This is a genomic window from Streptomyces sp. NPDC043996, from assembly GCF_056435225.1.
The window spans coordinates 402,059-427,382 of record NZ_JBWKEY010000003.1; the positions used below are offsets into that span (position 1 = coordinate 402,059).

Consider the following 25,324-nt stretch of genomic DNA (forward strand, 5'->3'; position numbering starts at 1 on the left):
CGCTTCCCCTGGTGGAGGCGCGGTGGCAACCATGGGGTGCCCGGCTTCAAGCCACCCCTGCGGGCTCCGGAACTGATTCCGTCTCAGCCGCCGACACTGTTTCCGCCGCCGCTGTTTGCCGCGCCGCTGTTTCCCTCGCCGCCGCGGGTGTTTCCGCCGCGTCCCCTGCTTCCGGTTCTCCCAGTCCTCCCTGTTCTCCCTGTTCTCCCAGCGGTGTCGCCGATTCCCACGCCGGTTCACCCTGGCCGGTCGGCGGCCGCTCCGCCGGGAGTTGCCCCGGGCGTTTGGCGCGGCGGAACGCGGAGGTCCCCCGCGACAGGTCGTGGCCGATCGCGAACGCGTCGATGTCCACCGACAGCCAGTGCTGCCCGCCGCGCTCCTCGTCCCTGACCTTCAACCTGCCCTGCACGATGACCTGTTCGCCGAGGGCCACCGAGCTCTGGACGTTCACCCCGAGGGTGCGCCGGGCCCAGACCGTGAAGAAGTTGGTGTGTCCGTCCGCCCATTCGTTGCGCGCCCGGTCGAAGTGCCGTGGTGTCACCGCGATCCGGAAGCGGGTGACGGCGCCGGACGGCGTCTCACGGAACACCGGTGTCGTCGCCACGTTCCCCACCACCGTCACCAGCGTGTCGTTCATCGTCGAACCCCTCCCTCGTCCACCGCGTGCGGGCCCCTCCCGCGTCGGCGGCGGTCGCCACGACCGCGGTTCCAGACTGCGCCGCCGACGCCGGGCCCGCCGAGCGCTGTGTCCTACCCACCGGTTGTGGACAACTCCGTCACCCGACGGGGTCGCTCCGCTTTCACCGCCGCCGGTCGGCGATGGGCCGGGGCCGCCCCTCGCCCCCCTCGCCCCCTCGCCCCCGCTCACCCCCGCCGGGCCACCCGCACGTACTGCTCCCGCACCTCCCGGTACCGCAGCAGCTCGGCCGCCACCGGATCGAGCACCCGGGCCCGGCCGCACCCCGCAGCCGCCTCCCGCAGGCGGCGCTCCGCCTCGAAGCCGTACCGTCGGGCGGGTCCCCGGGCCGCGATCCGGCTCAGCCACTCCACGCACGGGCCGCCGAGGATGCCCACGAGCATCAGCAGCACGGGCACCCCCAGGTTCGGCGTCGCGACGCCGACGATCTGCGCCACCAGCCAGAGCCCGCCCACGGCTTGGAGCAGCGTCATCGCCGCCTGCGCGAGCACCGCGACGGGCCACCACCCGGGCCGCGGCGGCCTTCCCCGCGGCAGCCCGGCCCGTACCGCCAGTTCGTCCAGGGCCTCGGGCAGCCCTTCGGCGCCCCGGGCCGCCGCCTCCCGCACGGCCTGCCCCCACGGCGCGGGCAGGCCCGACGCCGCCTCGTCGGCCACCGTGCGCACGGCGTGCTCCACGCGCGCGCGTGCCGTGCACTCCTCGTCGACGGGGGTGCGCGGGGCGGACGTGAGGGTCGCGAACGGGGTGCGCCGCGCCTCGTACCAGCGCCACAGCCGCAGCCACGGCGTGCCGCAGGCCTTGTTCGCGTGCCTGCGCCAGGCCCGCTCGGCGGCCTGGCCCGCGGCCGCGGCGCCCACCGCCTCCGCGAGCCGGTCGGCGAACTCCTCGCGCGCCTCCTCGCTGAGCCCGGCCCGGCCCCGGCCCGGCCCGGGTCCCGCCTCGGCCGCGTACACCGGGCGCAGCCGCGCCGCCGCCGCGTCCAGGTCCGCCTCGACGCGGCGTGCGGCCGCGCGGCGCTCGCGCGTGACCTGTCCGAGCGCCTCGCGCAGTTCGCCGACCCCCTCGCCGGTCAGCGCGGACAGCGCGAGCACCGTGGCACCCGGTTCGCCGTGCTCGCCGAGCGCGACGCCGTCCTCGTCGAGCAGTCGCCGCAGGTCGTCGAGGACCTGGTCGGCGGCGTCCCCGGGGAGCCGGTCCACCTGGTTGAGGACGACGAACGTGACCTCGGCGTGGCCTGCCATGGGACGCAGATAGCGCTCGTGCAGCACCGCGTCCGCGTACTTCTCCGGGTCGACGACCCAGATGACGGCGTCGACGAGGCGGAGGATGCGGTCCACGTGCGCGCGGTGGTCCTCGGCCGCCGAGTCGTGGTCGGGCAGGTCGATGAGGACGAGCCCGTCGAGCGACTGGGCGTCGGCCCCTTGGAGGGGCCTGCGGCGCAGCCGCCCCGGGATGCCGAGCCGGTCGAACAGGCTCGCCGCGCCGTCCGTCCAGCTGCACCCGATGGGCGCGGCGGTGGTCGGCCTGCGCACCCCGGTCTCGGAGATCATGACGCCCGCGAGCGCGTTGAAGAGCGTCGACTTGCCGCTGCCGGTGGCCCCGGCGACGGCGACGACGGTGTGGCGCCCGGAGAGCCGCCGCCGGGCCGCGGCCTCGTCGAGGACCTGCCCGGCCTCGGCGAGCGTGGCGCCGTCAAGCCGTGTGCGCGAGAGCCCGATGAGTTCGCGCAGCGCGTCAAGGCGGGCGCGAAGCGGCTCTTCGTAGAGGGCGGTCACCTCGTGCGGCGTGCCGTTCCCGGAACCGACGGACTGCCCAGAGGCGACCGTTCTCCCGGAGGAGCCGGACGCCTCGTACGTACCAGACGTCTCGTACGCGCCGGAAGACTCGTACGTGCCGGACGGCTCGTACGTGCCGGACGGCTCGTACCCGGAAGGCTGCTCGTACGCGGCCGAACCGCCGCCCCCGCCCCCGCCCCCACCTTCGGCCCCATCGCCGTTCCCCTGCCCGGCCGCGGGGGAATCGCCCGTCTTCGTAGACCCCCCGTTGCCGGAATCGTTGTCCCCGGTGTCGACGGTGTCGACGGCGCGCCGTGCGATGAGGCCGTCGTCCCAGATGTCGTCGGCCTCGCGCGCGTGGGAGGCGGGTTCGTCGGGCCGGTCGGCCTGGTCGGTGTGGTCCGTCACGGCGGTCACCGCGGTCACCTCTCCTTCTGCAGTACGGACAGCGCGGCGATGAGTTCGGCCTGGGGTTCGGGGTGGACGCCGAGCGCGTCGAGGGGAGCCAGGCGGCGCTCCCGCTCGGCGCCGAGGACCTTGTCCAGGTAGTCGGTGAGCAGCCGTCCCGCGCGGTCGCGCAGCCGCAGCGCTCCGTGGGCGCCGACGCGTTCGGCGAGGGTCTCTCCGGCGGAGCGCGCCCGGCGTCCGCCGAGGAGGGCGGTGGCGAGCAGCGCGGTGAGGGACTCGGGGTCGGGCGGGGCGCTCTTGTCGATGCGGTCGAGGGCGCGCACCTCGTCCTCCACGTACTCCTCCAGGACGCGCCGCCAGCGGCGTACGGCCATCCCGATGCGGTGTTCGACACCGCCCTCGCCGCCCCCTCCCCCCGTGCCACGCGGCGCGAGCGCGGGCAGCCGGGCGGCGGGCTCGCGCCGCCACGCCTCGTCGACGCGGGCGTCGGCGGCGGTGACGGCGCACAGCAGGAGCGTCTCCAGACCGGCTGAGACGGCGTCGAGGAGCTCTCCGGGGCCGCAGTCGAGCGGATAGGCGCGCCAGCGCTTCAGCGCGTCCCCAGCGAGCACGGAGCCCGTCTGGAGGCGCTCGCGTACGCGCGCGTGCTCGCTGTCGTACGCCTCGTCGACGGCGGCGGTGAGCCGCAGCGCGGCGGCGTGCTGGGCGGCGACGGCGCCGGCCAGCTCGGGCATGCGGGAGTTCAGCGAGCCGAGCACGCCCCGGGCGGTGCGGGCGAGCGCGTCCTGCCTGGCGGCGGGTTCCCGCACGCGGTGGGCGAGCCAGTCGCGCAGCGGCGCCACCGCGGTCGAGGGCAGCAGCCCGCCGCCGCCCGTGGACTCGGGCAGCTCGGGCACGGTGAACCGGGGCACGTCCCCGAGCCCGGCCTTGGTGAGCAGCGCCTCGTACTGCCGCGACACCTCGGAGACGACCTGGTGCGGTACGCGGTCGAGGACGGTGACGAGGGTGGCGTCGTGCTCCTTGGCGGTCCGCAGCAGGTGCCAGGGGACGGCGTCGGCGTACCGGGCGGCCGTGGTGACCGTCACCCACACGTCGGCGGCGCAGATGAGCTCCGCGGCGAGGACGCGGTTCTCGGCGACCAGGGAGTCGATGTCGGGGGCGTCCAGGAGGGCGAGGCCGGGCGGCAGCGTGTCGGCGGTCTCCACGCGCAGCTGCCGCTCCTCCGCGCCCTCACCCGCCCCTTCGCCCTCCTGGTCCTGCCGGGGCACCCACACGCGCGTGAGGTGCGGCAGGACGCGGGTCCCGGCGAACCAGTGGTGGTCGTCCGGGTGGCACACGAGCACCGGCGTGCGCGTCGTGGGCCGCAGCACGCCCGCCTCGCTGACCTTCCGGCCCACGAGGGAGTTCACGAGCGTCGACTTCCCCGCCCCCGTGGACCCGCCGACAACGGCGAGGAGCGGCGCTTCGGGGGCCCTGAGCCGGGGCACCAGATAGTCGTCGAGCTGTGCGAGGAGCTCGTCCCGGTTGGCACGCGCGCGTGGCGCCCCCGGCAGGGGGAGCGGAAAGCGTGCGGCGGCGACACGCTCACGCAGGGTGGAAAGCGCGTCAAGCAGTTGAGGCCGTACGTCCAAGGTCACCACATGCGAAGAATGCCCAATTTTGGCGTTTTTCTGAAGCATATGGGCACACCTGCGCGCCGATCGGACACACGTGACGGAAGGGACGAGTGGGGCGCAGGCATAACGAGTGCACAACACCCGGGGCGCCAGGCGCCAAAAGCGGTGCGCGATTCGCACCTGCCTGCGATTATCAGGACCGCTTCACCGAACCTCCACATCACGGCGCGGAGGTGAAGCACCAGGGACCAGGACCCGGGAGCCCTATCCTTGTCCCCGGCAAGGTCACGGACCGGCCCCACACCGGGCTCCAGGCCACCGGCCACCACCCGGCCCCCGTAGCTCAGTGGATAGAGCAGGTGCCTTCTAAGCACTTGGCCGCAGGTTCGAGTCCTGCCGGGGGCGCTCATCTGCGTCATGGTTCGGCCCTCCCGCTGGGAGGGCCTTTTTGCTGGTCAGGGCGCTATCCATCCAACGCAAAACAGCCCCGGCCCCTCCCCCGGTGATCGCGGGGAGAGTCCGGGGCTGTCCGGCTGTCACCGGGTTTCTGCGGGTGGCTGCGGTGAATACGCGGAGAAGTCCTCCAGGGGCTCAGCCCTCCTCCGGCAGCTCGGGGAGGTCGCCCTGCGCCTCCATCCGCCGTTTGAGGTCGGGGATCTGCCCGTTGATGCAGCCCGCGTAGAAGGCGAGCAGGACCGCGACGCTGTTGCCCGCCCAGTAGGCGACCTGCGCGGGCGGCATGCCGTCATTGAGCCACTTGGTCAGGCGGGTGTGCCGGATGTCGTAGATGCGCTTCCCCATCAGGGACTGGTATTCGCGCTCTGTCAGCTCCGCCTTGCGAGCGCTTCCCCAGGCCCGGCGGGTCACCGAACCGGCGAGGATGCCGCCCTTCTCGCCTTGGAACATCCGGTCCCCCGGCTTCAGCTTCTCCTCTCTGATGTGGTCCCGGAGGATCTTCGTCAGCGGTGGCGGACCGGGGACGGTGCGGGTGTCGTCCTCGGCGCCCCGCCGTGCGCAGTGCCTGGCCGGTCAGGGTGGGGCGTTCGGGCACCACGAATACGAACGACTGCTGACGGCGCCCACGCTGACGCGGGATACGAACGGTGGTGGCCCCGGCAGGCACCTTCATGGTGCGGGCCCGGGGCCGGGTACGACTGGACACAGCAAAACTCCAGGAAGTTGAAGGGGTCAGGCGGCGCGCTGTTCCTCGATGGCGACGCACAAGCCGCAGATGCCTTTCGAGCGCGGGATGCAGTAGCCGACATCGCGCCGGCAGCGCGGGCAGGTGCGACGGGCGAGCATCGCCAGCGCGAGCGCACCCCACTTGCGCGAGGTCATCGGACGAACCGGCTTGGCCAGCTCGATCCAGTACAGGTAGGCCACCTGGTGGCCACCGGCACGCCGGTTCACGCGCATCACCTGCGCGGCGATGGGCTGCCCGCCCGGCCGCAGCCCACGGGCGCGGAGCTGACGGCGGGTCGCCAGCCCGTCCGGGGCCAGGCGGAAGGGGTAGGTCGGCACGCCGTAGCGGGCGCCGGACGGGTCGAAGCACTTGCCGTAGGCGCCGGACATCAGCCCACCGCCTCAACCAGCGAAGTATCCACGCTGGCGGAGCGCTTGGAGCGCTGCTCCTGAAGCCGGGAGGACACCCAGCCCAGCGACCAGCCGGTGTCGTCCGCGAGCTGGCGCACCGTGCGCTCCCCCTCACGGAACGAGCGGATGAAGGCGCGCACCTCGCCCTCCGGCATCTTCGTGAACGTCCCCGGTCCGCTGTTCACGTCGCGCGCAGCGGTGTTCACGGAGCGATCCGGAGTGTCCACCACGCCCGCAGCGGGCACACCCGGGAGGGTGCGCTGGCCCTCGCGGACGGCTGTCGGCTCGCGCCGTGAACGCTCAGCCAGTGCCTGCTGTTCACGGCGCCGCGCGTCCTCGCGCTGCTGCTCATGCCGCACGAGGTCGTCGTGTTCGCGCTGCTCACGGCGCATGTCCGCTTCACGAGCGAGGCGTTCACGTTCCATCCGGGCTTCGTGCTCGCGCGCCTCGCGACGCTGTTCCTGCTCGCGCTCGAACCGCTCACGCTCGACCCGGTCAGCGTGTTCGCGTGCGGCCTGTTCAGCGTGTTCACGGGCATGCTGCTCCCGTTCACGCACTGCCCGCGCGCGTTGTTCACGGGCGGCCTGTTCCTCGGCCCGTGAACGCTCGATGCGTTCAAGAGCACGGCCGATCGCGCGCCGGTAGGCCAGCCCGGCCTCCGCCGTGACGATCAGCAGCAGCGGCGCGACCGCATGCACGGCCACCCCGACCAGATCCAGTTTCAGGGCGCTGTCACCGATGTTGAGGAGCAGGGTCATGAGCCCGGTCATCCACCGCAGCACACCCGGCCACCGCCCGCCGCTGCCCCCGAGCCGGGCCACGACCGCATCCAGGCGCACCACGATGACCACGGCCGCATCGACCACGAGCGGCAGGATCGGTGCCGTCCACTGCCACTGGGCAGGCGTGACGCGCTCCACCAGCGGCGTGACCGTCAACACGGAGTACAGCACCGCCCCGCCGGTGATGGCCCACGTGCCCGCGGCCAGCGTGCGCTCCGCAGACTGGATCTGCGCAGGAGTCAGGGACTCACGCATCGCTGCCCCCTGCCCCTGCATCGAGCGCAGCATGGAAGGCAGTCAGATGGACCGACGCGCCCGCGAAGTCGCCACACGCCGTCAGGACCCAGGTCCGGCCGTCGCTCTGCACCCCGAACCGCACGTCCTCACAGGCGATCCCGAGCGCCAGGCGCCAGGGCTCGAAAGACGCGAAGTCGTCGTGCAGGGACAGCTCCAGCCGCTTGGGGAAGATCGGCGAGACATGCACCGACGGGGCCGGCAGGGCGGGAAACTCCGTGGCCACCGTGCGCAAGGCCCGTAGAGAGACCGTAAGCTCCTCAAACGCCAGATCGGCCCTCATGCCGCCACCGCCGCACCCTGCGCACCGCAGGTGCCCGTGCGCCGGACCGTCGCCCGGCGAGCCCGCCGGGCACGCGACGCCCGCCGCGGCAGGTCGCTCGCCCGCAGCAGCGCACGGGCGTAGGCCGCGGCGACCGGGTCGACCTCGCGCAGCTCCACCAGCACCTCGTGGGCCACCGCCAGCCGCGCGGCCCGCCCCTCCTCCGACTCCCCGAACTCGCCGGTGAACAGCTCCGTGTCGAACCCCGCCGAACGCTCAGCGAAGCCCAACGCCAACTCCGTGAACTCCGCTGCCGTAACAGCGACATGACCAGCCACGATGCACTTCATGGATCGTGCTCCTCTCAGACAGGAACGGCCCAAACAGCGGCCCCGGTGTTCGAGCACCGGGGCCGCACGCCGTCAAAGTCGGAACCTCCGGCTCCCCTCAACCCCGTCCGTACGGGACCGCCCCGCAGGGCGCCCGGACGGACGGAGGAGGCAACCGGCGCGGCGCTAGCCGCCGCGAAGCGGTCGAAGGTGACCGGTTGGCCGGAGCGCTCGATCGCGTTCACGGACCGGGGTGGAGCGGCGCCACCGTGCCGGTCGATCACGGCCGCGCCCATCGCTTTCGTCGATTCACCGCCACTCCTTCAGCCCGCTGAACAGGGGATACGCACTGCAAGGGGGACCATGTCCCCACCCTCCGGCCGTTGCTCGCGGTCACCGGGCCACCTCGCCAGTCGGGCCCAAGCCCTGTCCCCTGGCCTTTAGCGGGATCGCAGCGTCCCCGCCCTTTGCTTGGCACACCGTGAATCGGAGGCAACTTCGCCATCTGGTGCGCACCAGTAGAGAAGTATCTGGTGCGCACCAGAGTCAAGCGATTGCGCTGAGCCGAGCCGCGCTCGCCCTCCCTGGTGCAGATCCAGAAGACCGCTTGAGGTAGGGGCGTCGGTAGCCAACAGGGCTTAACTTCCGCCCTGTTAACCCCTGTTGACCTGCGGCAACGTGAGGCATCCTGAAAGAGTCGATGGACGGACCTACTGCCGGGCGGTGGCCTGTGAGTACAGGACTTCGGAGTGCGCGAACGGCGCGGGGCTGGTCTCAGGAGCGACTGGTTCGCGAGATCGAGCAGTACGCCCGACGGCACATCACGGACGTTGCGTCGACGGCGAGTTTGCGTGTGTACGTGTCCGAGTGGGAGAACGGCAAGCGCACGATCTCGGACCGCTACGCGGTAGTCCTGCGGCAGCTTCTCGGCACCACCGACGCGGAACTCCGGGGCGGCCCACTCGTAGCTGCGCCTTCATCCGCCGACGGGTACGACGAACTGCTGAGCCGCATCGATTCAGCGGGCAGCGTCAGCGAATCCATGGTGAAGGCGTTCAACGACCAGACCGAGTTACTGCGCACCATGGACCGCCAGATGGGCGCGGCTGGTCTTGTGGACCAGATGACCGGGCACCTCTCCGCCCTGGAAGACGCGCTGAACTTCACAGTGCTCCCCAGCGCGCGCCGTCCCGTGGCACTCGCACTCGCCGGAGCGTCAACGCTGGCGGCGTGGCAGGCGATCGACTCCGGGGCGGTCGAACGCGCCTGGCGTCACTACGAACTCGCGAAGCGGGCGGCGAGGGACGCTGAGGCCCCGATGTATCTCGCCCACGCGATGGCAGAGCAGGCATACGTGCTCTGCGAGGCTGGCCGGCCGTCCCTCGGAGTCGACCTGGTCCGCGATGCGCAACGCACCCTTGCCCGAGACGGGTCCCCCCGGCTCCGGGCGTGGCTGTACGCGGCCGAAGCGGAGCTTTGCGCCCACGCTGGAATGCCTGATGACTGCCGAAGGGCGCTCGATGCGGCCGGGGCGAGCATCCCGTCCGACTCCGGGGACCGGGACCCGGACATGCTGAGCATCTTCCTGAACGGCGCGCACCTCGCTCGGTGGCGGGGCAACGTCCTTGCCCTGCTCGGAGACGGCGAGGCAGTGACCAGCCTGTACACAGCCTTGGAAGCCGCGGATCCGACCTTCGTCCGCGCCCAAGGCGGCCTTCACACCGACCTCGCTCAGGCCCACTTGGCGCGCGCAGAGTACGACGACGCGAAGACCCACCTGAGGCAGGCGCGACTGCTCGCCAGCCGCACCGGCTCAGTGCGGCAGCGCCGCCGCGTCGACCTCCTCAGCGAGCGGTTGTAGCTCCTTGCCGCCCACGGCTCGCCAGGATGTGGAGCAGGGCAACGAGGGTGCCGGATCCCATCAGTTCACCGCGAGCCATCAGCCCAGGGATGTCTGCGAGCGGAACCCACTCGATGTGGCCGGCCTCTTCCAAATCCGTCGGCGGACCGACCTGCTCGGCCTGGTGCCCAACGAAGATCTCGTGGGGCGAGTCGACCATGCCCACCATGGGCTGATAGGTGACGACGTGCTCCACCGACTTCGGCCGCCACCCGGTCTCTTCGACGACTTCCCGGAGCGCCGTGGCCGCGGGTTCCTCGCCTTCGTCCACGATGCCGCCGGGCAGCTCCCAACCCCACTGCTGAGGTACGAAGCGGTACCGCCACATCATCAGGACGCGGTCCTGCTCGTCCAGAACCGCGGTGATGGCCACGTGGTGAAGCTTCACGACATGGTGCTCGAAACGCTTCAGACCGGGCGGCTCAACGTCCCAAAGCTGCAGCTTGACCCATCGGTTGTCGTAGAGGTCCCGCTCGCCATGGATGCGCCACGGTTCTAGCCCTTCAGGCGCCTTGACGCCCACCGCGCCGGGCACTCGGTATGAGCTTCTGCCGCGTACCTCCAAGGCGCCTTCCGCCAGGAGCCGGGCCAGTACTTGCCGAAGTGCCGTCCGGCCGATGCCGAGTTCCTCCGAGAGCGTTCGCTCCGACGGCATCTTGTCGCCGGGGGCGTACTCGCAAGACGCGAGCCGCGCACGAATCGTCTCGTAGACCTTCGCTGTCTTCGGGCCCATCCGCAGAGCACTCTCCCATCCTGAGGTGGTGCGTACCAGCGTAGCGGCATGCGGTACCAAGGCATCGAGACCATGAGAAGGGAGCGTGTGCCGCCAAGAGCGGCACACGCTAATCAACCAGAAAGGTATTCAAGCACAGCAATTACTGCCGCGTTCCTGATTTGCCTGGCACGCTTCGTTCCTACGTAGTAGGCGCGCATGAAGGCTTGCTCGTCTGACCTCAGCACCTCCCCGATCTTTTGGAATCCCAACTCATTCAACTTGGTTCGCTGGAAATTCGTGATGTCGAGATGCTTGATTGATCTCTCAAGTTGACTTTCGAGGGCCTGATTCCCGGTCGAGTTCACCTTATCGAGCGAGAATTTATCGATCGGACGATAGGCGGGATTGTTGGCGCCGTACTCGATCATCCGCTTGACGTACAAGTGCTTTCTGACGTTCTGCCCGAACTTGATTGGCTCGGCATCCTGAGCAAAAAGGCACCCTAGGTTAACCATGTAGCGGGTCCCGATTTCGCCACGTGTTGCGCGCATGCCTGAATCACCTTCCTGTACGATTCCGCTATAGCACAGGAGCCGAAGAGCCTCTCGCACAGCTTGGGGGGCGTCTCGGTGAATCCAGAAGTAGGAAGAAGTCTGTGATGAACGACCGACATTCCTGGAATGGAGAGCGGGAAGCACAGTTTCCTCGATGAACGTGCGCCCCCAGTCGATTAGTTCGCGATGGCCAGGGTAACGCACTGCCAGGTTCGAATGCTCGCCCCAGATATCCCCACGATAATATTCGCGGATAGTTTCCTGTGTGTTTCTGCGATTGAAGGGGGCCCGCATGAGGAGAGTCTTGATCAGAATTCGAGGATTCCCAGCTGCAGCGTAAGCGAGGGTGTCGAAAACGTCACCGTTCGGTTCGATTTGCTTCCTGAGTGACCCATCCTGTTTGTACACGATAGATCGCATGGCATTTGCATACTCGGGGTCAGTGACCTGACGATCGACCGAAAGCACGTTTGCATCATGAGTGGGCTGGAAGGAATGCCCGTAGGATGTCGCCCCCGGGTACACAGCAGCTTTCACTGTCAAATACGGGCTGCGCAGATCTCGCATGAGCGTGAAAAATTGACGTTGTTGCTCAGGGATAAAAACGTGAGCCGCCTCGTCCACGAACAGAATTACTCGCTTGATGTTCGTGTAACGACACAGGTCCTCAACTGCGTCACGTAGCACCTCCGGGTCCGGGACAGAAACCGGAAGTTCTTCCTGCTTTTCCTGTTTCCAGGATGATTCGAAGATGGCCTGCACCTTCGCCATGCCGGCGTAATTGCCCAGGGCGGATGTTCCTTGGATGGCGGTGATTGCAGAGCCGCCTGGCAGTGTCAAACCAAAGGTTGACGCAGCGCGAAGGATGCTGGTGCATAGCTTCGCCATCATCCACAACAGAAAACTATCGGGAGTGTTTTGCCGGATCAGGCTCGCTTGGGCAAATGTGACGTAAACGGGCAAGATCTTCTGTGACGCAAAATCCGCTTTAATTTCAGCTTCGGCGGCGCGCATGAGGAAAGACTTCCCGACACCTCTGCTGCCTTTTAGGATGACTGGAGAGCGCCCCTTTAGGGAATCAATCAAAGAGCGATCTGTCTCAGTCTCAACGAGGAGGCCGAGGATTTCCTCAGGTGGAATGTCCTCAGTGCGGTAGAAGATTTCAGACTGCAACTTCAAGACCCTTCTACGGGGAGCCCAAGTGTCCTTCTGACAGATTTTAGATGAGAGAACCAATGTTCAAGCGTGTGGCCAAGTTCATCGTCATCCGCAGGCAGAAATTCGGCGGAGTACCGTCCGTAAAGCAAGAAGAGTACGGCCTGTCCCGCATTCCTTCCTGTTGCGACCCAATCCGCTAGCGACTCGCGCGAAAAGCTCATATCGACAGGAGTCGTTCTCGTTGCAGTCGATTTCCCATGGATGAATTGTGAGCAGTGTCGATATGATTTTGCTGCCATTCCTGCGTAGTCTTTAGCTTCATCTACTCCATCTTGCAAGAATTCTTGCATAAAGTCCGGCGCAAGAACGCCCTTCTCCTCATGGAGCGCCTCAGACCATGAGAAATCCCTTCTGTCTGATACCCACTGTCGGCGGTGGAGTTCGTTGGCAGAGAAGTAGACTGCGGCGAAGCTGAGTTCGAGGAAGGTCCTTAGGCCACTGAATGCGAGTCTATATAGCCCTGAGCATGCAGCGTACGTGGCGAATCCCAACTCTCGACGAGCATCGGAAATTTGCTGAGCTTCAGGCTTTCCCTACATACGTGCTTCCCAGAGCCCAATGTCTGCTTCGAGTTGCAAGATTTCCCCCAGTGTTGTGGCGCACTCGGAGGTGGATTGTCGGATCGCCTCGCTACTTAGCTGAGAAAGCTGCAAAAAGTGGCCAAGGATTCCCTGCTCATCGCCGTTTACTTCCTGCACTTGTCCCCCGTTGTTAGGTGGGCATGGGGCGCCTAGGCGCTACCCTTAGGCTAAGTGGGAGTAAACACCCTAACGCCTTGTCACGCAACGCTTTTCTCCTACTACTGTTGGTAATGTGCCAGGTCTGTCCGTGGTGCGCAGCCGGCAGGGAGGCTGCACCGTGCTCTGGCGGGTGCGATCCGTTGCGGCGGACGTTTTTCGTACCCATGTGCGGTCGCGTCTGAGCGTGACGTACCGGTGTCTGGCTGTCGGGCGTGCCTGCCGACGAGGTCGGACGACCGGAGCCGATCCTGGCGCGGAAACCGCCGCCCCTGTAGGTAGGCGAGCCTTGCTATATCGGATCTTGAGGGGACTGTAAATCTGCCGGCTTCGCCTCCAGCTCGAGCCGTCGCAGGCACTGCTCGGTGTGCCGTCGAGAGATCGCGGTCATGGGCGGCAGGTTCGCCCGCCACAATCCGCCCGTCATCAGGTGGTCTCGCGACCACCTCACCGAATAGCCCTCGGACCAGCCCGTCAAGTCGGCGCCAGAGGGGGCACTTCGACGGCCCCTCGCCACGGGCCGGCCCTCGAAAGAGATCAAGCAGATTTCACTGCGGCCTAGCTTCCGAGCCGTTGCCCTATGGGCGAGATTCAGCCAAACGGTGACGAACTCAAACCCGCAGGCAGCAGAAGCTCGTAGCTTCCAACGGATACTTGCAGCTACTCGCCGAAGTCCCTTGAGCGCCCGCGACTTCCTGCGCCGTTGACGCCGCTGACCAGCGAAGCCCTCGCCAATGGCGGAAGTGTGGCGCTCGCTGCGACATCGATGCGCGGACAGGGCCTAGAGTCGATTTATTGGCCCCAGATGGCCTGGATTCTATGCCGAGTGACTGTTGTCACATGAAGCATTCTGGGTGCGCCAATGCACGCTTTGGCTACGCCCAGACGCGCTATCGCTACACTCTGCGCCACTTTTGAACTCGAAGCCGGGAAATCAAGCACTTCGGACTGTGGGACGGTTAGGGGGTAGCGGCCCGAGGCCACGCACAGCGCAAAAGGAGCCCTACATCGGAAACGGTTCCTACGCCACTATCCGAGGGCTCCTTTGCGGCCACTCAACCATCACTCAGAGGACAGAGAGGAAGCACATGGAGAAGGGTAAACCTTGCGTCAGCAGCATGTCCACGAAGGTTCGATCCCTGATCGCACAGTTCCGCATCCGGAGCCTTCAAGATCTTGGCCTGGAGGCGCTCCGAGGTGCCGCCTACAGGGCTGGCGCCGGATTCGTCACGGTTCTGTTCTTCTGGATTCAGAGCCGACGGTAGCCGCAAGGTGATCAATGAACGGGCAGGCGCCGCAGAGCCTGCCCGTTCCGCCATGCCGAGGTGAATCACCCCAACTAGGCAGCGGAACACCGCCGTCTGGTGAATACGCGGTGGCGTTGACGAAGCGGCGCAACCGCTCCGCGCTTAACCCCCAGGTCACAGATGTAATTGCTCGGGAGCGGATCAGTTTCTTCTAAGCACTTGGCCGCAGGTTCGAGTCCTGCCGGGGGCGCTCTCGATCACGCAGCGTCCGCCCCTCCCAGCAGGAGGGTCGTTTCGCCGGTCATGGGAACGCTCACGCGTGCAGCGCAGTGACCTCGCGAGCCTGCCGCGAGCATCCCGCCGGGGAGCGCTTCAGCCCGGCCAGGAGCCGTTCCACACAGGCCTTGGCTTCCCGAAGCGAGTTCCGCCCCGCCGGGTGACCCACATGGGCCCGAAGAGGGCTGCCGCCGCCGAACTCGCGGAGGTGAGCGGCGCCGGGGAGGCGCCATGGCCCTGGGCACAACAGTCGCTGCGCGTGCGTCCCGCACCACCCTGGTCTCGAAAATCTGATCGTCTAGGATCGCAGGAACTGCTCACGTCGAGGTCGGGGCCGCGCGGTGCGAGTGACGGCCTGGTGAGGTGGGCCGAGGACTTGCCAGCCGCCGTTGGAGGGCCCACAGGCGGGTCCGGTAGCAGAGGATCATCGATGTCGAGCCTCATACGCTCCTTCTGGGTCATGAGCCCGGAAACGGGTGAGATCGTGAGTTCAGGCCCGCCTGCCCGCCTGCCCGCCTGCTAATACCGACGAAGTCGTAGTAGAGACGCTGTACTCGGCCATCAGCCGGGGTACGGAGTCACTAGTCTTTCGCGGCCAGGTGCCTACGAGTCAGTACGTGGCCATGCGCGCGCCCTTCCAGGAAGGTGACTTTCCCGGGCCGGTCAAGTACGGCTACCTCAATGTCGGTCAGGTGCGGGAAGGCCCGGCGGAGCTGGTGGGCCGGACCGTGTTCAGCCTGTATCCGCACCAGACCCGTTTCCGGGTTCCGGCTGGAGCGGTCACCCCGGTGCCCGCTGAGGTGCCGCCGGAGCGCGCCGTGCTGGCGGGGATCGTCGAGACCGCGCTCAACTCGTTGTGGGACGCGCCACCGCGGATCGGCGACCGGATCGCGGTGGTGGGCGCGGGCCTGGTCGGCTGCTGCGTGGCCGCTCTCCTGGCCCGCTTCCCCGGAGTCCGAGTGCAGCTCGTCGACGTCGTCCGGGCCCGCGCCGAGGTCGCCGCGGCTCTGGGCGTCGGCTTCGCCTCTCCCGAGCGGGCGGCAGACGGCTGTGATCTCGTCTTCCACGCCAGCGCCACCCAGGCCGGACTCCAGCGCTCCCTTGAACTGCTCGCTCCCGAGGGCTCCGTGGTCGATCTGAGCTGGTACGGGGACCAGACGGTGGCGCTTCCGCTGGGTGAGTTCTTCCACGCGCGGCGCCTGTCCCTGCGCAGCAGCCAGGTCGGTGCCGTACCGCCGGAGCGGCTCGGACGGCGTACGGCCGCTGACCGGCTTCGCCTGGCGCTCGATCTGCTGCGGGACCCGGTCTTCGACGTGCTGTTCACCAGCGAGTCGAGCTTCGACGAACTCCCGCGGGTCATGGCCGAGATCGCCGCGGGCGCACGCCCCGGGCTCTGCCACCGCATCCGCTACGACCCCCGCTGACGCGCGGCTGCCCCGCACCGACGACACCCTCCCGGAGAAGACATGTTCACCGTCACCGTCCGCGATCACCTCATGATCGCCCACAGCTTCCGCGGTGAGGTCTTCGGGCCCGCGCAGCGCCTGCACGGAGCGACGTACCTCGTCGACGCGACCTTTCAGCGCCCGCGGCTGGACAGCGACAACCTCGTCATCGACATGGACCTGGCGGCCAAGGAAGTGCACGGGGTCATCGAAGCGCTCTCCTACCGGAACCTCGACGACGATCCCGACTTCGCCGGAACCAACACCACCACGGAGTTCCTGGCCAAGGTCATCGCCGACCGCCTCGCCGCCCGCATCCACGACGACGCGCTCGGCCCGGGCGCCCGCGGCCTGACCGGGCTCACCGTGCGGCTCCACGAATCGCACATAGCGTGGGCCGACTACCACCGTGCCCTCTGACTGGCACCGGCCGTGGCCAGATCCCCCTCCCCGTACGTCGTGCTGTCGGCGGCGGTCTCCGTGGACGGTCGCCTCGATGACGCGTCCGCTGAACGGCTCGTACTCTCCAACCGTCTCGACCTCGACCGGGTCGACCAGGAACGCGCCGCGGCTGACGCGATCCTCGTCGGTGCCAACACCGTGCGCAGGGACAACCCGAAGCTGCTGGTGGCGAACGCCGACCGCCGCGCTGGACGGGTCGCCGCGGGGAGACCGGAGCATCCGCTGAAGGTCACCGTGACCGGGTCCGGCGAGTTGGACCCCGGTCTCGACTTCTGGCACTGCGGGGGCGAGAAGCTGGTCTTCACGGTGGACGGCGCGTTGCCCAGAGCCCGCCGCGTTCTGGGAGCCGTCGCCGACGTCATCAGCACGGGGCCCGTTCTCGACTGGCCCCTTCTCCTCGACGAACTCGGGCGGCGGGGAGTGGAAAGGCTTCTGGTGGAAGGCGGCGGCACGGTCCACACTCAGATCCTGGCGCGGAACCTGGCCGACGAACTCCACCTCGCCGTCGCCCCCCTGCTGGTGGGCGAGGCCACCGCGCCGGTGTTCCTGGCCCCGGCGCCCTATCCCGGCGGCACCACAGCCCGTATGAGACTCCTCGAGGCGCGCCCCATCGACGACGTCGTGCTGTTGCGGTACGCGCCGAAAGAGCGGACCTGATTCGCTTCATACCGCTCATCCCGTTCATCCCGGTCATACCGTTCACCCCGTTCACCTCGTTGATCCTGAAAGGGATTCCCCAAGAGCGGAAGGTGGAACTCCCGCTGCCCGAGGTTCAGTTGACCATCCATAGGTATGCTCGACTGTCAGGAGACCGGCCGGTGCGGGTTGAGGCGAGGGGTGAGAGTGGACGACGCGGTGGAACTGGAGGACATGATCGCCCAGTTGCGGAGCGCGCTCAGCCGGGCCATGGCGGACGGGCGGGGCGAAGGGCTCCGGTTCCAGGCGGAGAAGATCGAGCTCGAACTCACCGTCGGGGTGGAACGCAGCCGGGAGCCGGGGGCCAAGGTGCGGTTCTGGGTCTTCGACGTCCACAACTCCGCCCGTTCCACCCACGCGGCCACCCAGCGCATCACTCTCACCCTTCAGCCGGTGCGGGTGGACGCACCCGACCGCCCCGCGCTGATCTCGGGCGCTGAACTGCCCGATGAGATCTGAGTCCTCGGCCAGCGGGCCCGGGATCGACCCGCACCGCATCGCCGAGATCATCACCGAGTCCGGTCGCGGCAGGCGGCGCGGTTCCGGATACCGGATCGGTAGGGACCTGGTCCTCACGGCCGCCCATGTGGTCACCGGCGCGACCGAGACGGTCGTACGGTGCGATGCCGACCGGCCTGGAGAGTGGTCGGCGCAGGCGTCAGTGGCCTGGGCCGACCCGGACAGCGACCTGGCCGTACTGACCTTCGCGCCCCCGGAGAAGGCCCCCGTGATCGTCGAGGCGGCCCGGTTCGGGCGCGTCGCCGACGACCGGCACGGCGTGATCGGCGTGCACGCCGCCGGGTTCCCGCTGTGGAAGGGCCGCCGCCGCCAAGACGGCACGTACTTCCGCGAACTGCACCAGGCGGACGGAACCGTGGCGGCGCTGTCCAACCTGCGTACGGGCACGCTGGAGATGACCGTGGCACCGGCCGGGACCGATCCCGACCCCGCGACGTCACCCTGGGCGGGCATGTCCGGCGCCGCGGTGTGGGTCGGCAGCCGCATCATCGGCGTGATCGCCGAGCACCACCGCTCGGAGGGCGTCGGCCGGCTCACCGCGGCCCGCCTCGACCACGCGCTGCGCGACCTGGGCGCCACGGACCGCGCGACGCTCGGCCGACTGCTCGCGCTCCCGGACCCGGCGACGCTCCCCCTGGCCGCGCCTGGCGAGTCCCTGGACGCGCGGGCCCCAGGAGTGCGGGTGGTCGGAGTCCCGGTCGCGCACGGGATCGAGCTGTTCAAGAACCGCACACGGGAAAGCGACACGATCGCCCGTCAGCTGTGCGATCCCTCCATCCGCATGGTGACCGTCGTGGGACGGCGCGGCATCGGCAAGAGCGCGCTCGCCGCGAAGGTCATGGACCTCCTCGACCGTGGTGAATGGCCCGGCTCCGCCCAAGGGCCGCTCCCGTCCGGCCTGGTCAACCTCTCCACCCGCACGTCCGGGATCTCCCTGGAACGGCTCTACTTCGACTGCGCCCGCCTCCTCGGCCCCGAGCCGGAGGCTCACCTGCGCGAGGTCTGGGCCGCCTCCGGCACGACACGGGACAGACTGGCCGAACTGTTCTCGGCCATCGACGGGCGGCTGATCGTCATCCTCATGGACAACCTGGAGGATCTGCTCGGCGACGACGGCCGCCTCAGGGACGAGGAGCTGGCGGTCTTCTTCGACTGGCTGTTCCGGGCCCGCGCCACCCCGCGCCTCCTCGTGACCAGCCAGGTACCCGTGCGCCTCGCACCCGAACTGCGCCGCTTCGCCACCGAGGTGACGCTCTCCGAGGGGCTTCAGCCGGCCGAGGCGGCAGCCCTGCTGCGCGAGCTCGACCGGGACGGCAGCCTCGGCATATCCGACCTGTCCGACGGCGAACTGCTGCGCGCCGCGGTCCGTGTCCACGGCGTCCCGCGCGCCCTGGAGCTGCTCGTCGGCGCGGTCGCCGAGGACACGTCGCTCCTGCCGAGCCTCAACGACGTACTGAAGGACTTCACCCGCCGCCACGACGTCGTCACCGACCTCGCCCAGGATCGGTACGAGCGTCTCGACGAACCGGCGCGCGCGGTCCTCGGCGTCCTCGCCGCGCTGCGCACCCCCGTGGAGCAGCGCGTGGTCGAGGACATTCTGGACGGGCTCGATCCGCACCTGCCGGTGGGGTCCGTCCTCACGGCGCTCGTCCGCGTCCGCCTGGTGTCCGTCGACCGGGCGAGCCGGACGGTCGCCCTGCACCCGCTGGACGCGGACATCGCCCGCGACCAGATGCCGTGGCACGGACCCTTCGGGAGGCAGTCAGTGGAACGGCGGATCGCGTCCTGGTACGCGCGTCAGGCGAAGCCGCGCGGTGCGTGGCGCACGCTGGAGGACATCGAGCCGTACCGGCGGCAGTTCGACCACCTCGTGAGCGCCAACGACCACGAGGGCGCCGCGCGGGTGCTGACGGAGATCAGCGGGTGGCTCGTCTGGCACGGCTCGGTACTCGCCGCGGTCACGATGCACCTCGCCGTCGACGGGCACATCACCGACGAACGGGTACGCCTCGCCCACACCGTCGCCTACGGTCATGCCCGGCTCAGCGCGGGGCCGATGGAGCAGGCGGTCGAGCTCTTCACCGAGGCGGTAGCCCTGGCCGAACACCTCGGCGAACGGCCCGCGCTCCAGCACGCCCTGTTCGGGCTCGGCGACGCCCATCGGCAACTCGGCGACCAAGGTGCCACCGTCTCACCGCTCGCCCGCGCCGCCGAGCTGGCACATGAACTCGGCGACACCGAGAACGAAGTACACGCGCTGCTCTCCCTCAGCCTCGCCCACAGCTACCTCCGCGACGGGCAGCAGGCACTGGACGGCGCCGACCGGCTCGCCGCACTGGCCGCCGCGAGCGGCGACCCGCTCACGGTCGCGCGCGCCGGCAACGCGCGCACCATCGCCCTGCTCACCCTGGGCCGCTGGCGGGAGACCGTCGCCAGCGGAGCCGAGACAGCCCGCGCCTACCGCGCCGCCGACAGCCAGGAAGCGATCGCCTACGCGCTGAACGCACAAGGCCTCGCCCACATCGCCCTCGCCGACCCGGGCCAGGCCGCCACGGTCCTGGAAGAGGCCCGGCACGAGGCGTCGCGGATGGAGAACCCCCGCGCTGAGGGCGTCTGCCTGCTCAACCTCTCCTGGGCGTACTGGTGCGACGGGCGATACGAGCAATCAGCCGCCGCGGCGGACCGCGCCCGGACCGCCCTCCACATCGCCGGAGCCGCCCAAGCGGCAGCGGCCCTCGCCCTGGCCGAGGCGGCCCGTGCCCTGCCCGGCGCCCCGGAGGCCGCCGCCGAGTCCCTGACCCGCGCGGCCGCCGCCCTCGACGGCAACGCCGAGGTCGTCGCCCCTGCTTGGCTCACCGAGCGTGCCGAACGACTACGCCAGGACTGAAGCCCCCCGCGCGCCACCGAGCGGCGGAGGCAAGGACGCCCGCGAGGAGCGCGGCTGAGCCGAACGGGGCGGGAGTCGCTTCGGACGGCGTCCTCGCCGTCCGCGGCAGGCTCGCCCCGTACGGTTGTCCCGGACACCCAAGCCCACAGCCACATCTGAAGGGTTGCGAGCCAGCTTGAGATGCGCTACTGACCATAGCCGCGAGCCGCGAGCCGCGAGCCGCGAGCCGCGAGCCGCGAGCCGCGAGCCGCGAGCCGCGTAGCCAGCGCCGGACGCTCGGGGGGCCGGGGTGGCCGCGCGCTTCGCTGACATCCCGTTCCTACGGGTCCCCGTAGGTGAGGACGCCCATCGCTGGCGCACCTTCTCCGGCGAGCGCACGCTCGTCGTCGCGGCCCGCACGCTCACCTCGACGATCCGCGTCCTGGAGGTGCTGCCCGCGCTGCTGCGCGGCGATACCCGGATCACCGTGGTCTTCGCGCACGACCCCGGGTCCGCCTTCAGCGACGGCTCGTTGGATCTCCTGCACGACTCGGGCTGCCGGGTCATGCCCTGGGAGCAGCTGCCGCGGGTCGAGGCCGATCTGATTCTCAGCGCCAGCGAGCACGTCGACCTGCCCGCTGGGCGCTGCCCGGTTCTGGTCCTTCCCCACGGGATCGGCTTCCAGAAGTACGTTCCGGACTCCCGCGCCCCGCGCGACCGCCTCTCCGGCGTCGTGCCGGACGAGCTGCTCGAAGCGGGGCGGGCCTGGATGGCCGTCTCGCACCCCGACCAGGAGCGGCAGCTCGTCGCCGCCCACCCGAAGTCCGCCGGGCGCACACTGCTCGTCGGTGACCCCTGCCTCGACGAACTGCTCGTGAGCGAGGACCGGCGGGAGGACTACCGGCGCGCTCTGGGGGTGCGGGGCGGCCAGCGGCTTGTGATGGTCAGTTCGACGTGGGGGCCGACCTCGCTCATCGCCCGGTACCCCGAGCTGCCCGCGCGGCTCCTGAGCGAGCTGCCCTGGGACACCCACCGGGTCGGCCTGATCCTGCACCCCAACGTGTGGTCGGGCCACGGGGCGTGGCACATCCGGACGCTCCTGGCCGCCGCCCTCGACGCCGGTCTGCTGCTCATGCCGCCCGTGCACGACTGGCGGCCCGCGCTCGTCGCCGCCGACGCGGTGATCGGCGACCACGGCTCCGTGCCCCTCTACGGAGCCGCGCTCGGCAGGCCCGTGGCCCTGGCCGCGCACGGGAGCGAGGCCGTGCCCGGCACCGCGAGCGCCGATCTGGCCCGGTGCGCGCCGCGGCTCGACACGGACGGCGCGGGCGGGCTCCTGGCGCAGGTCGACGACCTCGTACGGGCCCCCGCGGCCCGTCGTGACCAGTACGCGGCCGTGGCCGCCCGCGCCTTCGAACGGCCGGGTGCCTCGCTCGCCCGCCTGCGTGAGGCCGTCTACGACCTGCTCGGCCTTTCGCTGCCGCCGACCGACGCGCCGCGCTCCCGCGTCCTCGCCGCCCCGGCCAATCCCGCGGCTCCGGTCACCTCGTGGATCGTGGGCACCCGGCTGCGCGCCGAGGGCGCTCCCCGCGGCCGCCTCACCGTCGACGTCAGCCGTTTCCCCTCCTCCGTGGCCCGGGAGCGGCCCGAGACCGAACGGTCCTTCTGGCACCTCGCGGTCAGACCGGGCGAGGAACGCGACCCCCGTCTGACCGAGAGCGCGTCCGTCGTACTCGGCTCCGCTCCCGCCCCGGACCTCGCCGCCGCACGGCGCTGGGCACGCGACACCTTGGCGAGCTGGCCCGGCGGCGTCCTCGCCGCGAACGGGCTGAGCTCCGGGGTGTGCCTGGTGAGCCCTCGCGGCGGGGACGCCGTGGAGGTGTCCTCCCCCGACGCTCCCGTCGCCGATCCAGCGCTGGCCGCCGCCGCGGTCTACGCCTGTCTGCGCGCCGACGTCCCTCCGTACGGGATCGACGTGGTGCTGTGCCTCGACGGTGCGGACGCCGCCCCTGAGACGCGGCTGCGCCTGCGTGCCGTCACCCCGTGAGGACCGCGGCCTCGGTGTTCTTCGGGGACCTGATGCCAAGGCGACGGTGGCCCCTCTACGGTGGTCATCGGTACGAGAGGCACGCGAGGCATGAACGGCACGCGAGGCACGGCTTGGTTCGGCGGCACCGTCGGCATGTGAAGGGGGCCCTGTGACGATCGAGGTGGCGGCCATCGCCGCGTCGGGTGCGACGAGCACGGTGGTCGGACTCGCCGTCACCGAGGCGTGGACCCAGGCGCGCACGCGCCTCATGGGCCTGTTCGGCCGACGTCGCGCCCAAGGTGCCACCGAAGACGACCAGGAACTGCGCACCGCCATCGAGCAGTTGGCCGCGTCGCTGCAGTCGGACAGCGCGCACGCCGTGGGCGACTGCGCCGATCAGCTGCGGCGGCGGCTGCGCCACTCCTTGCGGCAGGGCTCCGAGACCGCCAGGGAACTGGTGGATCTCTTAAGCGAGATGGGTGGCCTGGAAGGCGAATCCGTCCCGGGGAGCACCGGAGCGCAGGGAACGGCGGCCTCTTCCGCCGACTCCTCGATCTCGTACCACGTGCCCGAAGCCCTCCGGCGCCCGGGGCCGCCCTCGCAAGTGCCGGCCCTGCGCCATCACTTCGTCAACCGCTCGGCCGAGCTGGCCGTTCTGAACAGGCAGCTCGATCGCGACACCGAGCCCTCGCATGTGGACGTCCGTGTCCTCGCCGGTCCTCCGGGGGTGGGGAAGTCGGCGCTGGCCCACTATTGGGCGCACGCGCGCCAGACCCGCGAGCGCTTCTCCGACGGCCGGATCTACGTGGACTTCGCGGCGCTGCGCCGGCACGCGGACGCGGGTGCGGACGTCACGGAGGCCGTCGGCCACTGTCTGCGGTCCCTCGGAGTGGCCGATGCCCTCCTGCCGCCGTCCCTCGCCGAGCGCACCGCGCTCTTCCGTGACCGGACCGCTGACCTGCGCGTCCTGCTCGTACTCGACGACGTGTCCGCCCCCGCCCAGGTGCGGGCCCTGATCCCGAACGGCCCGGGCAGCGCCGTACTCGCGACGAGCACGTCCAAGCTGGGTGAACTCTCCCTGGACGGCGCCCACCCCTTGCCCCTCGAACCCCTCACCGAGGCCGCCGGACTGCTGCTCCTGGCGGACCGGTGCGGTCAGGAGCGCGTGAGTGCCGATCCCGAAGCCGCCAAGAGGGTGGTCGGCCTGTGTGCGGGCCTGCCGGTCGCATTGCAGGTGGCCGCGGCCCGGCTGGTGAACGATCCCCGCCTCACGCTGGGCGCCCTCGCCACCGAACTCACGGACGACGCACGGCGGCTGTCCGCGCTGAGCGTGGGCGGCGAGTCCCCGGTGTCCGCGGTCCTCGACTCCGCCTACCGGCAGCTGCCCGCCGACCTGGCCCACGGCTACCGGCTCCTGGGCTGCGTCCCCGGCCAGACGTTCGACGCGGCGACCGCCGCGGCGGCCATCGGCCAGGGCCTGGAACCGGCCCAGGTGCTGCTCGACGTCCTTGATGACATGAGCGTGCTGGAGCTCACGGAGGACCGCCGGTACCGGTTCCACGGCCTCGTCCGCCTCCACGCGCGTGCCAGCGCGGACGCCGAGGAGCCGCCCGGCACCGGGCTCGCGGTGACGGAGCGCGTCCTGACGCACTACCTGGCCCTGACGGCACTCGCGGACCTCTCGGTGCGCGCGGACCGCCTGCGCGTCGCCGACCCGCGCGACCTGACGGCAGGACGGCCCGATCCGTTCGCCGCACGGAGCGGGCCGCGCCCGCTGGACTGGCTGGAGGCCGAGCGCGCGAACCTCATGGCCGTCCTGCGCGCGGCGGACGAACCCTCACTGCACACCCCCGGCTGGCAGCTGGCCGAGTGCCTCACCGTCCTTTTCCTGCACCACCGGCACCTCGGCGACTGGCGGGAATCCCTGGAGCTGGGCGCGCGCTACGCGGCCGCCGCGGTGTCCCCTGCCGCCGAGGCGCGGCTGCGCAGCCTGCTCTCCCGCCCCCTGATGGACATCGGCGAACACGACCGCGCCCACCAGGAGTTGACGTCCGCGCTCTCCTGCGCGGAGATCGCCGACGACGACGTGCTGCACGCCTCGGTCCTCGAGTTCTCCGGCCGGTACTGGGACCGCTTCGCCCCGGACCGGGCCGTAGCGGCCTACCGGCGCTCCATGGAGCTCAACACGCGGGCCCAGGAGCCGCGCGGAGCGGCCATCGCCGCGTTCTTCCTCGGCCGCGCCCTGGACGCGCGCGGCGACCACGAACAGGCCCTCGGCACGCTCCGCCAGGCCCGCGCCGAGCTGCTCTCGCTCGCGGCGCCCGACCCGCGCATGGCCGCCCGGGCCACCGCCGCGCTCGGCCGCGCCCTCGACCACCTGGGCCGGACCGGCGAAGCCGTGCCGACGCTGCGCGAAGCGGCGCGCACGCTGGAGCGTCTTGAGGCGTACGCCTATGAGGCCGAGGCCCTGCTCGACCTCGTCTCCATCGCCGAACGCCCCGGCGCCGACCGCTCCGCCCTGCGCGACGACCTGGCCAGGGCGGTCACCATCCACACGGAGATGGGGAGCCCGCTGGCCCAGAGCCTGCGCGAGCGGCTGCGCTCCTTGGAGGGGCCAGGCACGCGTACGGACTGAGACGGCCGGCTTCGGGCGCCCCTTCACTCAGTTCCGTTGATTCGGAACGCAAACTCGCACCCCCAGGACGCTCCCGCGAGGGCGTTACCGCTGAGCATGCATAAGCAAAGTGTACGAGAATCAGCCATTCCCCAGGAGCGGACTCCCCCATTCACTGTTCCGTTTCGCCGTGCCCACACGAGCTTCACATCAACCGGGCCTCAAGCGCTCCCCCGCCGGGGACATTCCGGTCAAGGTCACCTTCAAGCCAGCCGTCATGCATCGCTCTC

General features: G+C 69.9%; 18 protein-coding genes, 1 tRNA gene and 1 pseudogene. 10 read left to right on the plus strand and 10 right to left on the minus strand.

Annotated elements, in window-relative coordinates; all coding sequences use genetic code 11:
* Window positions 1-46: 46 nt before the first annotated feature.
* The 3 genes from AC07A4_RS09155 to AC07A4_RS09165 all read right to left on the minus strand — a co-directional run bounded on the left by AC07A4_RS09155 (window position 47) and on the right by AC07A4_RS09165 (window position 4,520).
* Window positions 47-637 (minus strand): single-stranded DNA-binding protein, encoded by a 591-nt coding sequence (locus AC07A4_RS09155; protein WP_478595101.1) that lies wholly within the window; start codon window positions 635-637, stop codon window positions 47-49.
* Window positions 638-864: 227 nt separating this feature from the next.
* A complete protein-coding gene (locus tag AC07A4_RS09160; protein ID WP_478595103.1) occupies window positions 865-2,889 on the minus strand; it encodes a YfjP family GTPase in 2,025 nt (674 codons plus the stop codon).
* Window positions 2,890-2,894: 5 nt separating this feature from the next.
* Complete coding sequence (locus tag AC07A4_RS09165) at window positions 2,895-4,520, minus strand: dynamin family protein (RefSeq protein WP_478595105.1); 1,626 nt, start codon at window positions 4,518-4,520, stop codon at window positions 2,895-2,897.
* A 308-nt stretch (window positions 4,521-4,828) separates the two neighbouring features.
* Here AC07A4_RS09165 and AC07A4_RS09170 point away from each other — a divergent pair.
* Window positions 4,829-4,901: transfer RNA gene (locus AC07A4_RS09170), tRNA-Arg, on the plus strand.
* 186 nt (window positions 4,902-5,087) lie between these two features.
* Here the strand turns inward: AC07A4_RS09170 and AC07A4_RS09175 are convergent.
* The 5 genes from AC07A4_RS09175 to AC07A4_RS09195 form a co-directional block, all read right to left on the minus strand.
* The gene (locus AC07A4_RS09175) at window positions 5,088-5,402 is read right to left on the minus strand and encodes a hypothetical protein (RefSeq protein WP_478595108.1); all 315 of its coding nucleotides are present in this window, start codon (window positions 5,400-5,402) and stop codon (window positions 5,088-5,090) included.
* Between the two features lie 282 nt (window positions 5,403-5,684).
* Window positions 5,685-6,068, minus strand: coding sequence for an RRQRL motif-containing zinc-binding protein (locus tag AC07A4_RS09180; protein WP_478595111.1), 384 nt, complete (start codon window positions 6,066-6,068; stop codon window positions 5,685-5,687).
* Complete coding sequence (locus AC07A4_RS09185) at window positions 6,068-7,126, minus strand: DUF2637 domain-containing protein (protein WP_478595114.1); 1,059 nt, start codon at window positions 7,124-7,126, stop codon at window positions 6,068-6,070. The genes AC07A4_RS09180 and AC07A4_RS09185 overlap by 1 nt, the downstream gene beginning before the upstream one ends.
* A complete protein-coding gene (locus AC07A4_RS09190; RefSeq protein ID WP_478595117.1) occupies window positions 7,119-7,448 on the minus strand; it encodes a hypothetical protein in 330 nt (109 codons plus the stop codon). The genes AC07A4_RS09185 and AC07A4_RS09190 overlap by 8 nt, the downstream gene beginning before the upstream one ends.
* Window positions 7,445-7,777, minus strand: coding sequence for a hypothetical protein (locus AC07A4_RS09195; RefSeq protein ID WP_478595119.1), 333 nt, complete (start codon window positions 7,775-7,777; stop codon window positions 7,445-7,447). Before AC07A4_RS09195 ends, AC07A4_RS09190 begins: the two co-directional genes overlap by 4 nt.
* An 832-nt stretch (window positions 7,778-8,609) precedes the next feature.
* Between AC07A4_RS09195 and AC07A4_RS09200 the strand changes: the two genes are divergently transcribed.
* The gene (locus AC07A4_RS09200; protein WP_478595121.1) at window positions 8,610-9,617 is read left to right on the plus strand and encodes an XRE family transcriptional regulator; all 1,008 of its coding nucleotides are present in this window, start codon (window positions 8,610-8,612) and stop codon (window positions 9,615-9,617) included.
* Here AC07A4_RS09200 and AC07A4_RS09205 read toward each other — a convergent pair.
* Window positions 9,601-10,389 carry an NUDIX domain-containing protein gene (locus tag AC07A4_RS09205; RefSeq protein ID WP_478595124.1) on the minus strand — a complete coding sequence of 263 codons (789 nt, stop codon included), beginning with the start codon at window positions 10,387-10,389 and terminating at the stop codon, window positions 9,601-9,603. The genes AC07A4_RS09200 and AC07A4_RS09205 overlap by 17 nt on opposite strands.
* A 113-nt stretch (window positions 10,390-10,502) precedes the next feature.
* Entirely contained in the window at window positions 10,503-12,098 is a 1,596-nt protein-coding gene (locus AC07A4_RS09210) for a hypothetical protein (protein WP_478595127.1), read from the minus strand.
* A 1,171-nt stretch (window positions 12,099-13,269) separates the two neighbouring features.
* Between AC07A4_RS09210 and AC07A4_RS09215 the strand changes: the two are divergent.
* From AC07A4_RS09215 to AC07A4_RS09250, 8 genes and pseudogenes are all read left to right on the plus strand, one after another.
* Window positions 13,270-13,486: pseudogene (locus AC07A4_RS09215) on the plus strand (hypothetical protein).
* Between the two features lie 1,516 nt (window positions 13,487-15,002).
* Window positions 15,003-15,827, plus strand: coding sequence for a zinc-dependent alcohol dehydrogenase (locus tag AC07A4_RS09220; protein WP_478595130.1), 825 nt, complete (start codon window positions 15,003-15,005; stop codon window positions 15,825-15,827).
* A 42-nt stretch (window positions 15,828-15,869) separates the two neighbouring features.
* Window positions 15,870-16,268 carry a 6-pyruvoyl trahydropterin synthase family protein gene (locus tag AC07A4_RS09225; protein WP_478595132.1) on the plus strand — a complete coding sequence of 133 codons (399 nt, stop codon included), beginning with the start codon at window positions 15,870-15,872 and terminating at the stop codon, window positions 16,266-16,268.
* Window positions 16,269-16,280: 12 nt separating this feature from the next.
* Window positions 16,281-16,967 carry a RibD family protein gene (locus AC07A4_RS09230; protein WP_478595135.1) on the plus strand — a complete coding sequence of 229 codons (687 nt, stop codon included), beginning with the start codon at window positions 16,281-16,283 and terminating at the stop codon, window positions 16,965-16,967.
* Between the two features lie 186 nt (window positions 16,968-17,153).
* On the plus strand, window positions 17,154-17,465 hold the full coding sequence (locus AC07A4_RS09235; protein WP_478595137.1) for a trypco2 family protein: 312 nt from the start codon (window positions 17,154-17,156) through the stop codon (window positions 17,463-17,465).
* The gene (locus AC07A4_RS09240) at window positions 17,455-20,412 is read left to right on the plus strand and encodes a trypsin-like peptidase domain-containing protein (RefSeq protein ID WP_478595139.1); all 2,958 of its coding nucleotides are present in this window, start codon (window positions 17,455-17,457) and stop codon (window positions 20,410-20,412) included. The genes AC07A4_RS09235 and AC07A4_RS09240 overlap by 11 nt, the downstream gene beginning before the upstream one ends.
* Before the next feature lie 289 nt (window positions 20,413-20,701).
* Window positions 20,702-22,438, plus strand: coding sequence for a hypothetical protein (locus AC07A4_RS09245; protein WP_478595142.1), 1,737 nt, complete (start codon window positions 20,702-20,704; stop codon window positions 22,436-22,438).
* 151 nt (window positions 22,439-22,589) lie between these two features.
* Entirely contained in the window at window positions 22,590-25,055 is a 2,466-nt protein-coding gene (locus AC07A4_RS09250; RefSeq protein ID WP_478595144.1) for an NB-ARC domain-containing protein, read from the plus strand.
* Window positions 25,056-25,324 lie beyond the last annotated feature (269 nt).

What these genes read in the sequence shown, in the direction of transcription:
- AC07A4_RS09175 (WP_478595108.1), bottom strand. Translation starts at nt 5,402, where the DNA reads ATGTTCCAAGGCGAGAAGGGCGGCATCCTCGCCGGTTCGGTGACCCGC.
- AC07A4_RS09195 (WP_478595119.1), bottom strand. Translation starts at nt 7,777, where the DNA reads ATGAAGTGCATCGTGGCTGGTCATGTCGCTGTTACGGCAGCGGAGTTC.
- AC07A4_RS09225 (WP_478595132.1), top strand. Translation starts at nt 15,870, where the DNA reads ATGTTCACCGTCACCGTCCGCGATCACCTCATGATCGCCCACAGCTTC.
- AC07A4_RS09205 (WP_478595124.1), bottom strand. Translation starts at nt 10,389, where the DNA reads ATGGGCCCGAAGACAGCGAAGGTCTACGAGACGATTCGTGCGCGGCTC.
- AC07A4_RS09190 (WP_478595117.1), bottom strand. Translation starts at nt 7,448, where the DNA reads ATGAGGGCCGATCTGGCGTTTGAGGAGCTTACGGTCTCTCTACGGGCC.
- AC07A4_RS09155 (WP_478595101.1), bottom strand. Translation starts at nt 637, where the DNA reads ATGAACGACACGCTGGTGACGGTGGTGGGGAACGTGGCGACGACACCG.
- AC07A4_RS09240 (WP_478595139.1), top strand. Translation starts at nt 17,455, where the DNA reads ATGAGATCTGAGTCCTCGGCCAGCGGGCCCGGGATCGACCCGCACCGC.
- AC07A4_RS09180 (WP_478595111.1), bottom strand. Translation starts at nt 6,068, where the DNA reads ATGTCCGGCGCCTACGGCAAGTGCTTCGACCCGTCCGGCGCCCGCTAC.
- AC07A4_RS09185 (WP_478595114.1), bottom strand. Translation starts at nt 7,126, where the DNA reads ATGCGTGAGTCCCTGACTCCTGCGCAGATCCAGTCTGCGGAGCGCACG.